A 12,156-nucleotide genomic window follows, 5' to 3' on the forward strand; every position below is an offset into this window, starting at 1 on the left:
ATGATTTTGCGTCAAATCGGCTTTTCGATCACAAAATCTTGCGCGGTTTGGTCCAGATCACACAACTTCTTCACGTATTGCACACGGATAATTACGATCCGCGAGCGTTTCCTTGATCAGGATTTGATCACGACGGTGCTGGTCAGCGTGTTCTTTCGGTCATCAGACCTGCCACGAGAGCGGTCCAGCCCGTTTGGTGGGTGGCGCCGAGACCCTCCCCGGTATCACCGTCGAAGTACTCGCTGAAGGTGACGTGGTTGCGCCAAAGAGGTGAATCGGACGACTCGATCCGCTTGCCGTCCGACGGCCTGCGCCCGTCGTGGTCGGGCAGGAACAGCCCGACGAGCCGGTCCGAGAGCTCGTCCGCGACCTGACCCGCCGTGACCCAGCGCCCGGAGTGCGTCGGCATCTCGACCTGGAACATGCCGTCGTGGAACGCGCAGACCGTGCGCAGCGCCTCCACCAGCAACGCGTTGGTCGGCAGCCAGATCGGGCCGCGCCAGTTGGAGTTGCCGCCGAACATCGGCGTGTGCGACTCGCCAGGCTCGTAGCCCATGCGGTGGTCCTGGCCGGCGACCTTGACCTCCAAGCCCTCGCGGTGAGCGGCGCTGAGCGAGCGGATCCCGTGCGGTGACAGGAACTCCTGCTCGTCGAGCATCCGGTGCAGCACGCGCTTGAGCTTGCCCTCGTCGAGCAACGACACGAACGCGCCGCGCTCGTAGTGGAAGGTGATGAACTGCCGCAGTTCAGGCCGGCGCTTGAGCAGGTGCTCCAACCGGCTCGTGAACCCGGGCAGTTCGCTGAGCACCCACGGCTCCAGAACTGCTGACGCGAGCAACGGGATCAGGCCGACCATCGACCGCACGCGCACCGGCTCGGACTCGACGTCGCCGTCCGGGCGGCGGCGCGAGACGCGGTCGTAGCAGAAGCCGTCCTCGTCGTGCCAGATCCCGCCGCCGTGCGACCCGAAGTGCGTGAACGCCCCGGCGATCGACAGGAAGTGCTCGACGAACTTCGTCGCGACGTCCTCATAGGACTCGTCGTCCCGCGCCAGCTCCAGCGCGATCTGCATGAGGTGCAGACTGTACGCGGCCATCCACGACGTGGCGTCGGACTGCTCCAGCCGCCACTCGCCCAGCATCGGCTCCGACCTGTTGACCGGCCCGATGTTGTCCATGCCGAGGAACCCGCCCTCGAACAGGTAGCTGCCGTCGGCGTCCTTGCGGTTGACCCACCACGAGAAGTTGAGCAGCAGCTTGTGGAAGATCTTGGCGAGGAACCCGCGGTCCCTGCTGCCGTCCGCGCGGTAGACCTGCAACGCCGCCCACGCGTGCACCGGCGGGTTCACGTCGCCGAACTCCCACTCGTAGGCGGGGATCTGGCCGTTGGGGTGCATCATCCACTCACGGCAGAACAGCAGCAGCTGCTCCTTCGCGAACGCCGGGTCGACCAGCGTGAACGGGAGGGTGTGGAACGCCAGGTCCCACGCCGCGAACCACGGGTACTCCCACTCGTCCGGCATCGAGATGACGTCGGCGACGTCGAGGTGCCGCCAGTGCACGTTGCGCGCCCGGGCAGTCCGCCTGCTCGACGGCGCTTCGGGCTTGGTCGGGTCGCCGTCCAGCCAGTCGCGCGTGCGGAACCGGTAGTGCTGCTTCGTCCACATGAGACCCGCGAGCGCGCGCCGCAGCACGTGCTTCTCCTCGCGGCTGGTCTGCGTGGCGATGGCGCCGTGGAACTCGTCGGCCTCGAGCTTCCTGCTCGTCATGGTCTCGGCGAAGCTCGGCCCGAACGGGTCCAGGTGCCCGTCCCCGCCGACGAGCCGCAGCCTGACCGTCACCGTCTCGCCCGGCTCGACCGGGTCGAACGAGTACCAGGCGGCGAACTTCGTGCCCGCCGTCCCCGCGTCGTCCGGCCCGGCGACCTGGCACGTGGTCGTGCTGCCGCCCACCACGTAGTCGCAGATGCCGTCCTTGACCCACGGCGACGGGTTGCGCCCGGCACCGAAGAGCGCCACCTCGTTGCTCTCGTTGTCCGTCATGAGCATCGACGGCCGGTCGTCCAGGTGCAGCGTGTACCGGCCGAGGTTGCCGTGATCAGCCGTGACCTTGCGTCCGGCCGTGGTGCTCGCAACGAGCTGACACGGCCGTTGGTCCCGGCCCCAGGCCCACGTGTTGCGGAACCACAGCTGCGGCAACAGGTGCAGCGGCGCGTCCTCGGGACCGTGGTTGGTGGCGCTGATCTCTACGCAGATGTCGTCCGTGTCCGCCTTCGCGTAGGTGACCTGGACGTCGAAGAACCGGTTCTCGTCGAGCACGCCGGTGTCGCTCAGTTCGGGCTCGCGGTTCTCCCGCCCGGCGCTGCGCGCCATCTCCCGCAGCCGCTCGTACGGGAACTCCCGCTGCGGGTACCGGTAGACGACCTGCATCCAGGAGTGGGTGGGCGTCCCGTCGGTCACCCACCAGTGCTCCTTGACGTCCTCGCCGTGGTTGCCCTCTTCGTTGGCGAGGCCGAAGTACCGCTCCTTGAGGAACGGGTCCCTGCCGTTCCACAGCGCGACGGCGAAGTTCAGGAACCCGTGCACGTCGCAGATGCCGGCGATGCCGTCCTCGCCCCACCGGTAGGCGCGCGAACGGGCGTGGTCGAACGGGAACGAGGCCCACGCGTCACCCTCGGGCGAGTAGTCCTCGCGGACCGTGCCCCACTGGCGACCCGACAGGTACGGCCCCCACAGCCGCCACGGCGAAGTCGGGGTGTCCGACTCCGCCAGGCGTGCCCGTTCCGCTTCTCCGACCATCCGCCCAGTGTGGGACACCTGGTCGTACGGCCGGTCGGGGCCACGTCTCGGCTGAGTCCTAGCTCACTCGAGGCGGGGTGGAGCGTGACCTGTTCGGCTCATTTTGATCGTGCCCGAACGAGCGCACGATGCACGGATGACCGAGGACGAGGTCTTCGAGCAGGTCGTGGAGGCGGCACTGCGGCTGGGCGAGCACGGGGAACCGCCTGGTGATCCCGAGGCGCTGCGGGCCGTGCTGCGAGATGCCAAGCCGTGGATCGTCGCTTCGGCGCGCGCCCAGCACGACCGCTACACGGAGCTCGCCGTCGTGAGCGCGAGCGGTCTGGCCCGTTCCGCGACGAAGCACCCGTTCCTGTGGCGCTGCCTGCTGCTCGTCGTGATTCCGGTGACCGTGTGGGTGCTTTGGGTGCTGTTGTTCAAGTACGGGGTCAACGGCAACCCGGCGATACCCGTTGTCCGCAACTCGGCGTTCGGCCTCGGAACCGCCGCGGTGGTGTTCGGGATCTCGTACACGGGCGTGATCGGGAGGACGGTCGCGTGGTTCTGGGGGGTCGCGGGGCAGGGCAGCGTCTCCCTCTCCGTGCTCATCGCGAACGTCGGCGCGGTGGTGGCAGCCGGCTGGCTCGTGCTGCTCGTCACCGTGCCGCTCAGCCTCGCGCTCGTCTGGGGAGTGGGTCACCTGACCGAGGTCCTCAACGTCGTCCTGCCACCGGCGATGCTCGTCGGCAGGCTCGTCGCGGCGGACCAGGCGCTCGCGGAGTGGCGGTCGGCGATGCTCAACGACGGCGTGCTGCCCGCACTGCGAGCCGAGCTGGGCGGCACCCGCGTCGTGCCGGGCACCGCGCTGGCGTTCGGCGACGCGCGGAACCTGCACCGGGGCGGCTCGCTGATCAGCCACCAGCCGGTGCCGGCGGGCAGGGAGCTGGCCGAGCTGGTCGGCACGCTCGACGGCGGCAGCTTCGCGCTCGCCGGTCCGCGCGGTTCCGGCAAGACCAACCTGCTGAGGGCCTTCTGCCAGGGCGCCTACCGCGGGCAGGGCCAGGCCGCGGACCTGAGCGTGCTGGTCGCGGCACCGGTCGACTACGTCCCGCGGGAGTTCGTGCTGCACCTCTACGCGCGGGCCTGCCACGCGGTGCTCGCCCACCTCCGCGAGACCGAGCGCAAGGTCGTCCGGCGCCGCTGGTGGGTCCGGCACGACGACAGGCGCCGGCTGGCCAGGTCGGCGCAGCGCGGTCTCCGCGACATCGCCTACGTCCAGACCCTGACCGGTGAGACCAGCGGGAAGTTCGGCTTCCGGGGTGCGGAGCTCGCCCACAAGCGCGCGACCAGCCTGGCCGGCCGCCCGCCGACGTACCCCGAGGTGGTGGACGACTTCCGCACGTTCGTCCGCGACGTCGCCCGCACGCTGGACCCGGTGCGCGTGGTGATCGCCGTCGACGAGATCGACCGCATCGGCGCGGGCGAGCCGGCCCGCAGGTTCCTCAACGAGATCAAGGCCGTCTTCGACGTGCCCGGCTGCTACTACCTGGTGTCCGTGTCGACCGAGGCCCAGCACGACTTCGAGCTGGCGGGCATGGGGTTGCGCAGCGTCTTCGACAGCTCGTTCGACGAGGTCGTCCGCGTCGACTACCTGGACTTCCAGCTCGCCCGCGGCCTGATCAGCAGGTCGGTGGACGGCCTGCCGGAGGTGTTCGTGGCGCTCGCCTACGCGTTCTCCGGAGGCCTCGCCCGGCAGCTCACCCGCTCGGCCCGAGCGATCGTCCGGCAGCCGCGCGGGAGCCTGCTGGCGGACGTGGCCGAGAAGCTGGTCGCCGACGAACTGGACCGCGTCTGCAAGACGACGAGCGACGCGCTCACGGCGCTGGACGACCGCGACGGCGTGACGAAACTGCTGCGCGTACTCGCTGATCCCGACCCGGACCTGCACGTCCTGCGCGAACGCGTGCAGGCGTCCTACGCGAAGGAGCACACCGCGATCGGTGATCTCGCGGACAGGGCGGCGGCGCGGATCGCGTTCCTCGCCGTCGTCCGCGACCACTTCACCAACGACCTGACCGAGGTGCTCCCCGCGCAGGTCGACGCACTCGCGAGAGCGCGTCGCTACGCGGGGAGCAACCCGGCCACGGGCCTGGCCCTGCTCGAGGAGTTCAGCTCTGCTTCGCCTGCGCGTCCAGCACCAGGGCGATCGCCTCGGTGACCCGGGACGCGTGCGCGAGGTGCAACCACTCGTCGGGCACGTGCATGTTCGAGTCCGGCCCGATCACTCCCGTCACCACGAACTGCGCCTCCGGGTACGCCTCGTGCAGCAGCCCCATGAACGGGATCGAGCCGCCGAGCGACACCGTCCGCCACGGCGCGCCGAAGATCTCCTTGCCCGCCTCGTCGAGGACGGCGGAGAGCCAAGGGGCCAGCTCAGGGGCGTTCCAGCCGTCGGCCGACTCGACGCGGGAGAGCTCCACGGTCGCGTTGTAGGGCACGTCGGTGGTGAGCTTCTCGCGCACCGCCTCCAGCGCGGCCGAGGCGGAGGCCGTCGGCGGCAGGCGGAAGGACAGCACCAACGAGGTGAACGGGCGCAGCACGTTGCCCGCGTCGTCGGGCAGGGGCAGGCCCTCGGCGCCGGTGACGGACAGGGTCGGCCGCCAGCCGGAGTTCAGGGCGAGCTCGACCTCGTCGGACGACATCGGCTGCAGGTCGCCGACGCGCGGGACCGGGTCCCACAGCGCGCCCGGCGCGGCCTCGACGGCCTCGCGGACCTCGGCCAGCCGTCCGGCCGGGATCTCGACGTGCATCTCCGGCACGAGGATCTCGCCGGTCTCCGAGTCCTCGATCCGGTCCAGGAGCTGGCGGGCGATCCGGAACGACGACGGCACGATGCCCGACGCCATGCCCGAGTGCAGGCCGCCGTCGAGCACCCGCACGGTGGCCGTGACCTGCACCAGGCCGCGCAGCGACGTCGTCAGCCACATGCGGTCGTAGTCGGAGCCGCCCGAGTCCAGGCAGACGACGAGCGACACCTGGCCCAGGCGCTCGGAGAGGTGCTCCAGGTAAGCGGGCAGATCGGGCGAACCCGACTCCTCGCCGGTCTCCAGCAGCACGACGCACCGGGCGTGCGAACCGCCCGCCGCGCGCACGGCCTCGATCGCGGCGATTGCGGCATATCCGGAGTAACCGTCATCCGCCGCGCCACGGCCGTAGAGACGTCCGTCACGCAGGACAGGGGTCCACGGACCCAGTCCCTCGCCCCAGCCGCCCACCGGCGGCTGCTTGTCGAGATGGCCGTAGAGCAACACCGTGTCGTCGCCCGAGTTACCGGACGCGGGCACGTCCACCACCAGCAGCGGCGTGCGTCCCGCCAGTTGGACGACGTCGAGCCCGGCCCCCGGCAGGTTCCGCGAGGCGATCCACGCCTTCACGTGGTCGATCGCGGCCGCCAACTCTCCGTGTTCTTCCCACGCGGGGTCGAACGCGGGCGAGATCGCCGGCACGGCGACGAGCTGAGACAGGCTCGGGACGATGTCGTCGTCCCAGAGCGTCCTGACGGTGCTGGTCACAACTGAGCGGTCCACCTCTCGATCCTGTCACGACTCCGGCTCCGCTCGCGTCCGTAGCCTCTTGTGGACGGCCTCGAGCTAAGTTAACGATCGGTAACCGGGACAACGTTGTCCGATAATCGGACTACAACCGTCGGAGGACAAAAGGTCGAACTTCCGACAGTTGTCGCTGATCAGAACGTTGACTCGTGTGTTACGAAGTGGGACGGGTCTCACCAACTCGGGTGAGGCCGTGTCAGGATGTGGTCGTAAGCCACCGTCACCGTCGACGGCTGCCTCCGGCCCCACAGGGTTGGCGGCGACCGCCGACGTCGCCGCACGAGGTCGTCACGAGCGATCAGGCGGTCGGAGTAGACAGAGGAGAAGGCGCATGTCGTCCCCCGAGCAATGGACGCACCCTGAGCCGGACGCAGCGCCGGCCGCCACTGCCGCAAAACCGACAGCGGAACAGGTGATCGCAGGCTTGCGAGCGACTGACGAGGGCGGTGCCGACCTGGTGCAGCTCCTCACCCCCGAGGGTGAGCGGGTCAGCCACCCCGACTTCGACATCGACATCACGCCGGAGGAGCTGCGCGGTCTGTACCGCGACATGGTCCTGATCCGGCGGGTCGACCGCGAGGCGAACGCGTTGCAGCGCAAGGGCCAGCTCGGCATCTGGGTGCCGCTGCTCGGTCAGGAGGCGGCCCAGATCGGCGCCGGCCGCGCGATGCGCCAGACGGACATGGCCTTCCCGAGCTACCGCGAGCACGGCATCGCGTGGACGCGCGGGATCAACCCGACGGAGCTGCTCGGCATCTTCCGCGGCACCGACCAGGGCACGTGGGACCCGGTCGAGAAGCGCTTCCACCCGTACACGATCGTCATCGGCAACCAGGTCCTCAACGCGGCCGGGTACGCGATGGGCCAGAAGTTCGACGGCAAGGTCGGCGACGACGAGGGAGAAGCCACCATGTGCTTCTTCGGCGACGGCGCGACCAGCCAGGGTGACGTGCACGAGGGCTTCGTGTGGGCCGCGGTCTACGACGCGCCGCTCGTCTTCTTCTGCCAGAACAACCAGTGGGCCATCTCCGAGCCCACCGAACGCCAGTCGCGCCTGCCGCTCTACCAGCGCGCCCGCGGCTACGGCTTCCCCGGCATCCGCGTCGACGGCAACGACGTCCTCGCGACGCTCGCCGTCACGAAGTGGGCGCTGGACGAGTGCCGCCACGGCAACGGCCCGATCCTGATCGAGGCGTTCACCTACCGGATGGACGCGCACACCACCTCCGACGACCCGACGCGCTACCGGCTGTCGGACGAGCTCGAGATGTGGAAGCTCAAGGACCCGATCGAGCGCGTGAAGGTCTACCTGGTGCGCCAGCAGTGGGCCGACAGCGAGTTCTTCGACGGCGTCGAGGCCGACGCGGACAAGCTGGGCGAGGAGCTGCGGGAGTTCTGCACGAACATGCCCGACCCGCCCGCTGAACGGATCTTCAGCAACGTCTACGCCGAGGGGAACCCCAACCTCGAGGCTCAGCGCGACGAATTCCTCGACTACGTCTCGGGTTTTGCTGGAGGTGAGCACTGATGGCTGCTCCGACCATGGACCGTTCCACGGCGGCCGCCCCGGCGTCCCCGCAGACGCTCACGATCTCCAAGGCCCTGAACATGGGCTTGCGGGCGGCCATGGAGGCCAACCCCAAGGTCATCATGATGGGCGAGGACATCGGCAAGCTCGGCGGCGTCTTCCGCATCACCGACGGTCTGCAGAAGGACTTCGGTGAGCAGCGCGTGCTCGACACGCCGCTCGCGGAGTCCGGCATCATCGGCACCGCCGTCGGCCTCGCGATCCGCGGCTACCGCCCGGTGTGCGAGATCCAGTTCGACGGCTTCATCTTCCCGGGCTTCGACCAGATCGTGTCGCAGGTCGCGAAGCTGCACTACCGGACGCAGGGCAAGATCAAGATGCCCATCGTGATCCGCGTGCCCTTCGGCGGCGGCATCGGTGCGGTCGAGCACCACTCGGAGTCCCCGGAGTCGTACTTCGCGCACACCGCCGGCCTCAAGGTCGTCTCGTGCTCCAACCCGGCCGACGCGTACTGGATGATCCAGCAGGCGATCGACTGCGACGATCCGGTGCTGTTCTTCGAGCCCAAGCGCCGGTACTACGAGAAGGGCGAGGTCGACACCACGACCCAGCCCGGCAAGCTCTTCGAGTCGCGCGTGCTGCGTCAGGGCACCGACGCGACGCTGGTGGCGTACGGCCCGATGGTCCGCACGTCCCTCGACGCCGCCAACGCGGCCGCCGAGGACGGCACGTCGCTCGAGGTCATCGACCTGCGCACGCTGTCGCCGCTCGACCTGGCGCCCGTGTTCGAGTCGGTGCGCCGCACCGGCCGGCTCGTCGTCGTGTCCGAGGCGCCGTCCGAGTCCTCGATCGCCAGCGAGATTGCAGCCAAGGTCCAGCAGGAGTGCTTCTACTCCTTGCAGGCTCCGGTGCTGCGGGTGACCGGTTTCGACACCCCGTACCCGCCGTCGAAGCTCGAGGAGGAGTTCCTCCCCGACCTCGACCGGGTGCTGCACGCCGTCGACCGCTCTCTCGCCTGGTAAGGGGACAACCGGAAATGCCGCAGTACAAGCAATTCCCCCTGCCCGACACGGCAGAGGGGCTGACCGAGGCCGAGATCCTCACCTGGCACGTCAAGCCGGGTGACACCGTCACGGTCAACCAGATCATCGTCGAGATCGAGACGGCCAAGGCCGCCGTCGAGCTGCCGTGCCCGTGGGCAGGCGTCGTGACGGAACTGCTGGCCGAGCCCGGCCAGACCGTCGAGGTCGGCGTCCCGATCATCACGATCGACACCGACCCCGGCGGCGCGGCCGCACCCGCCGCTCCCGCTCCCGTTGCGGCAGAGGCGAACGGCACCTCGTCCGGCAAGATCGGCGAGGAGATGCCGGGCGGGCGCATCGCGACGCTCGTCGGCTACGGCCCGAAGTCCGGCACCGCGAAACGCCGCGCCCGCAAGGACTCCGGCGCACCCGCACCCGCCGCGGCCGTCGTGGCCCCGCCGGCTCCCGCGCCCGTTCCGGTCGCGGCGCCCGTGGTCCAGGCTCCGGCTCCGGTGGCTCCCGGCGGTTACGTGCCGCTGGCCAAGCCGCCGGTGCGCAAGCTCGCCAAGGACCTCGGCGTCGACCTGCACGCCCTGACGGGCTCCGGCCCCAACGGCGTGATCACCCGCGAGGACGTCGAAACCGCCGTCTCCACCCCGGCCGCTCCGGCGGCTGCGGTGTCCTCTGTGGACAACGGCACGCGCGAACGCCGGGTGCCCATCAAGGGCGTCCGCAAGGCGACCGCGCAGGCCATGGTCGACAGCGCGTTCACCGCCCCGCACGTCACCGAGTTCCTGACGGTCGACGTCACCCCGATGATGGAACTGCGCGCTCGCCTGAAGAACGCGCCGGAGTTCCGCGGCGTGAAGCTGACGCCACTGGCGTTCTGCGCCAAGGCGATCATCCTCGCGGCCCGTCGCACCCCGGACGTCAACGCCACCTGGGACGCAGCGGCCAACGAGATCGTCTACAAGGACTACGTCCACCTGGGCATCGCGGCGGCAACGCCACGAGGCCTCGTGGTCCCGAAGGTCCGAGACGCAGACCGCATGTCTCTCAAGGAACTCGCGGTCGCACTGGACGAACTCGCCACCGTCGCCCGCGACGGCAAGACGTCCCCCGCGGACATGATGAACGGCACCATCACGATCACCAACGTCGGCGTCTTCGGCGTCGACACCGGCACGCCGATCCTCAACCCCGGCGAGTCCGCGATCCTCGCCCTCGGCGCGATCCGCGACATGCCGTGGGTAGTGGACGGCGAGATCAAGATCCGCAAGATCTGCCAGCTCGCGCTCTCCTTCGACCACCGCGTGGTCGACGGGCAGCAGGGTTCGCAGTTCCTGGCCGACGTCGGCGCGCTGCTGGCCGAGCCGGGCATCGCGATGACGTACTGAGAACAGGTCGTGGGTGTTTCCGCCGGAAACACCCACGACCTCGCTCCACCGTCTAGTCGATCTTGCCCTCGACGGCCTCCATGCGCAGGCCCAGGCTCGCGATGCCGACGACGGTGGCCTGGCCGGCCGGCGCACACTGGTTGCCCAGCCAGCCGTAGCTCTGCATGTGGGCTTCCGCGCACGTGGTCCGGGTGCTGCTGCTGAACGAGAGCGCCTCCATCCGCAGGCCCAGGCCGACCGTGCCGATCTCCGTGTAGGTGTTGTCGTGGACGCACTTCGAAGGTTGCCAACCCTGGTTCTGAACGTGTGCCTGCACGCAGGTCACCCCACCTGTGCCCGATGGGGCGACCCGGAGCGCTTCGAGCCTGAGACCGTTGCCGGTGGTACCCGCGAAGGCCCAGTTGCCGTCGTCGTCGCACATCCAGGGCTGCCAGCCGATGTCCTGGACGTGGCCGCTGAAGCAGACAGACGGAGTGGCGCTTTCGACCACCTCGGGCGGCAGGTCCGCGATGACGCCAGCGATGATGCCGGCCTGCCGCACCGCTTCGTCCACGGTGGTCGCCGGGCCTGACGCCTCGGCGCTCGCGGCCCCGGCCCCGGCGCCGAGCAACGCGGCGACGAGCCCGATGCAGCTGATGACGGTTTTCGATGCATGCGAAACAGAACGCATTGATTCCCCCAGAACCAATCAGCAGGTCGGCGCACGTCGAACAGGACCTTCAGCGAAGGCCGTGAATCGATGATTGCCCCCCAGGCGATACCGACGCGATCCACGGTTCCACAGGTCGTGCGGCTCCGTCACTAGGGCGTTCGGTCCAACTGGGTCAGCCACCCGTTCGGTTAATCAGGTTGACCCTCCAGCAACTGGAGACTGCACAGTAGGTCCCGTGACGCGCTACCAGATCGGCGAGCTGGCCAGGATGACCGGACTCACCGTCCGCACCATCAGGTTCTACTCCGACTCGGGCCTCATCCCGCCCACGGACAGGACCACCGGCGGCTACCGCACCTACGACGCCGACGCCCTGGCGAGGCTGAAGCTCGTCCGCACCCTGAGAGACCTGGGCGTGGACCTGCCGACCGCCGGCAAGGTGCTGGCCCGCGAGGTGTCGATGACCGACGTGGCGCGTGCACACGCAGATGCGATCGACGCGCAGATGAAGACGTTGCGGCTCAGGCGGGCCGTACTGCGCGCCGTCGCCAAGGGAGGGGAGATGGAACTGATGAACGAGTTGGCACGCATGTCGGACGAGGAGCGCCAGCGCATCCTCGACGACTTCTTCGAGGAGGTGTTCGGGCCCTACGAGCTGGATCCGCAGTTCGAGCAGCACATGCGCTCCGTGCGCGTCGAGCTGCCGGACGACCCGTCGACCGAGCAGCTGGAGGCGTGGGTCGAGCTCGCGAAGCTCGTGCAGGACGAGGACTTCCGCGCCGCGGTCAAGCGGATGTCCCATCAGCACGAGGAACAGCGCCGCAGCGGCGCGGACATGGGCCCGCCCGGAGACGGGCAGATGGAGGCGTTCAACTTCGCCATCGCCCAGGCCCGCGAGGCCATCGACGCCGGGATCGCGCCGGAGTCCGAAGCGGCACAAGAGGTTGTGGCCCGCGTGAACGCCAACTGGGCGGAGGCGCTCAACCTGCCGAACGACGAGAGCCTCGTGGCGAAGCTGCGCGAGCTGTCCGACTTCGCGGACCCGCGTGCCGAGCGGTACTGGGTGCTGATCGCGAAGATCAACGGCTGGCCCGCCATGCCGGACCACTCACGTGAGCGCGCCTGGCTGCGCGAAGCCGGCCAGCCGTTCGGCTAGACCTCCACGCACGG

8 protein-coding genes are annotated in these 12,156 nt (G+C 69.3%); 5 read left to right on the forward strand and 3 right to left on the reverse strand.

Annotation, left to right across the window (positions count from 1 at the left end; genetic code table 11):
* Window positions 1-142: 142 nt before the first annotated feature.
* Window positions 143-2,797: an MGH1-like glycoside hydrolase domain-containing protein gene (locus IE307_RS10835; protein WP_229904606.1), complete on the reverse strand. Its 2,655-nt coding sequence runs from the start codon at window positions 2,795-2,797 to the stop codon at window positions 143-145.
* A 136-nt stretch (window positions 2,798-2,933) separates the two neighbouring features.
* Here IE307_RS10835 and IE307_RS10840 point away from each other — a divergent pair, with 136 nt between their 5' ends.
* Window positions 2,934-4,994 carry a P-loop NTPase fold protein gene (locus IE307_RS10840; RefSeq protein ID WP_191297776.1) on the forward strand — a complete coding sequence of 687 codons (2,061 nt, stop codon included), beginning with the start codon at window positions 2,934-2,936 and terminating at the stop codon, window positions 4,992-4,994.
* Here the strand turns inward: IE307_RS10840 and IE307_RS10845 are convergent.
* Window positions 4,945-6,363, reverse strand: a complete 1,419-nt coding sequence (locus IE307_RS10845) for a M20/M25/M40 family metallo-hydrolase (RefSeq protein ID WP_191297777.1) — start codon at window positions 6,361-6,363, stop codon at window positions 4,945-4,947. The genes IE307_RS10840 and IE307_RS10845 overlap by 50 nt on opposite strands.
* Before the next feature lie 355 nt (window positions 6,364-6,718).
* On the opposite strand from IE307_RS10845, the gene pdhA reads away from it, so the two are divergent.
* Genes pdhA through IE307_RS10860 form a run of 3 tightly spaced genes read left to right on the forward strand, consistent with a single transcriptional unit; the run spans window position 6,719 to window position 10,334 of the window.
* Window positions 6,719-7,915: a pyruvate dehydrogenase (acetyl-transferring) E1 component subunit alpha gene (gene pdhA, locus IE307_RS10850; RefSeq protein ID WP_191297778.1), complete on the forward strand. Its 1,197-nt coding sequence runs from the start codon at window positions 6,719-6,721 to the stop codon at window positions 7,913-7,915.
* Entirely contained in the window at window positions 7,915-8,937 is a 1,023-nt protein-coding gene (locus IE307_RS10855) for an alpha-ketoacid dehydrogenase subunit beta (RefSeq protein ID WP_191297779.1), read from the forward strand. Before pdhA ends, IE307_RS10855 begins: the two co-directional genes overlap by 1 nt.
* A gap of 14 nt (window positions 8,938-8,951) precedes the next feature.
* Window positions 8,952-10,334 (forward strand): dihydrolipoamide acetyltransferase family protein, encoded by a 1,383-nt coding sequence (locus tag IE307_RS10860; protein ID WP_191297780.1) that lies wholly within the window; start codon window positions 8,952-8,954, stop codon window positions 10,332-10,334.
* Window positions 10,335-10,386: 52 nt separating this feature from the next.
* Here IE307_RS10860 and IE307_RS10865 read toward each other — a convergent pair whose 3' ends face one another.
* On the reverse strand, window positions 10,387-11,004 hold the full coding sequence (locus IE307_RS10865; protein WP_191297781.1) for a hypothetical protein: 618 nt from the start codon (window positions 11,002-11,004) through the stop codon (window positions 10,387-10,389).
* Window positions 11,005-11,254: 250 nt separating this feature from the next.
* On the opposite strand from IE307_RS10865, the gene IE307_RS10870 reads away from it, so the two are divergent.
* Window positions 11,255-12,142, forward strand: a complete 888-nt coding sequence (locus IE307_RS10870) for a helix-turn-helix domain-containing protein (RefSeq protein WP_444543458.1) — start codon at window positions 11,255-11,257, stop codon at window positions 12,140-12,142.
* Window positions 12,143-12,156: the final 14 nt, after the last annotated feature.

It is taken from the genome of Lentzea cavernae (assembly GCF_014653695.1).
Lineage (GTDB): Bacteria > Actinomycetota > Actinomycetes > Mycobacteriales > Pseudonocardiaceae > Lentzea > Lentzea cavernae.

Coding starts and splice junctions, on each gene's coding strand:
- IE307_RS10860 (WP_191297780.1), top strand. CDS start 8,952: ATGCCGCAGTACAAGCAATTCCCCCTGCCCGACACGGCAGAGGGGCTG.
- IE307_RS10870 (WP_444543458.1), top strand. CDS start 11,255: ATGACCGGACTCACCGTCCGCACCATCAGGTTCTACTCCGACTCGGGC.
- IE307_RS10865 (WP_191297781.1), bottom strand. CDS start 11,004: ATGCGTTCTGTTTCGCATGCATCGAAAACCGTCATCAGCTGCATCGGG.
- IE307_RS10840 (WP_191297776.1), top strand. CDS start 2,934: ATGACCGAGGACGAGGTCTTCGAGCAGGTCGTGGAGGCGGCACTGCGG.
- pdhA (WP_191297778.1), top strand. CDS start 6,719: ATGTCGTCCCCCGAGCAATGGACGCACCCTGAGCCGGACGCAGCGCCG.
- IE307_RS10855 (WP_191297779.1), top strand. CDS start 7,915: ATGGCTGCTCCGACCATGGACCGTTCCACGGCGGCCGCCCCGGCGTCC.
- IE307_RS10835 (WP_229904606.1), bottom strand. CDS start 2,797: ATGGTCGGAGAAGCGGAACGGGCACGCCTGGCGGAGTCGGACACCCCG.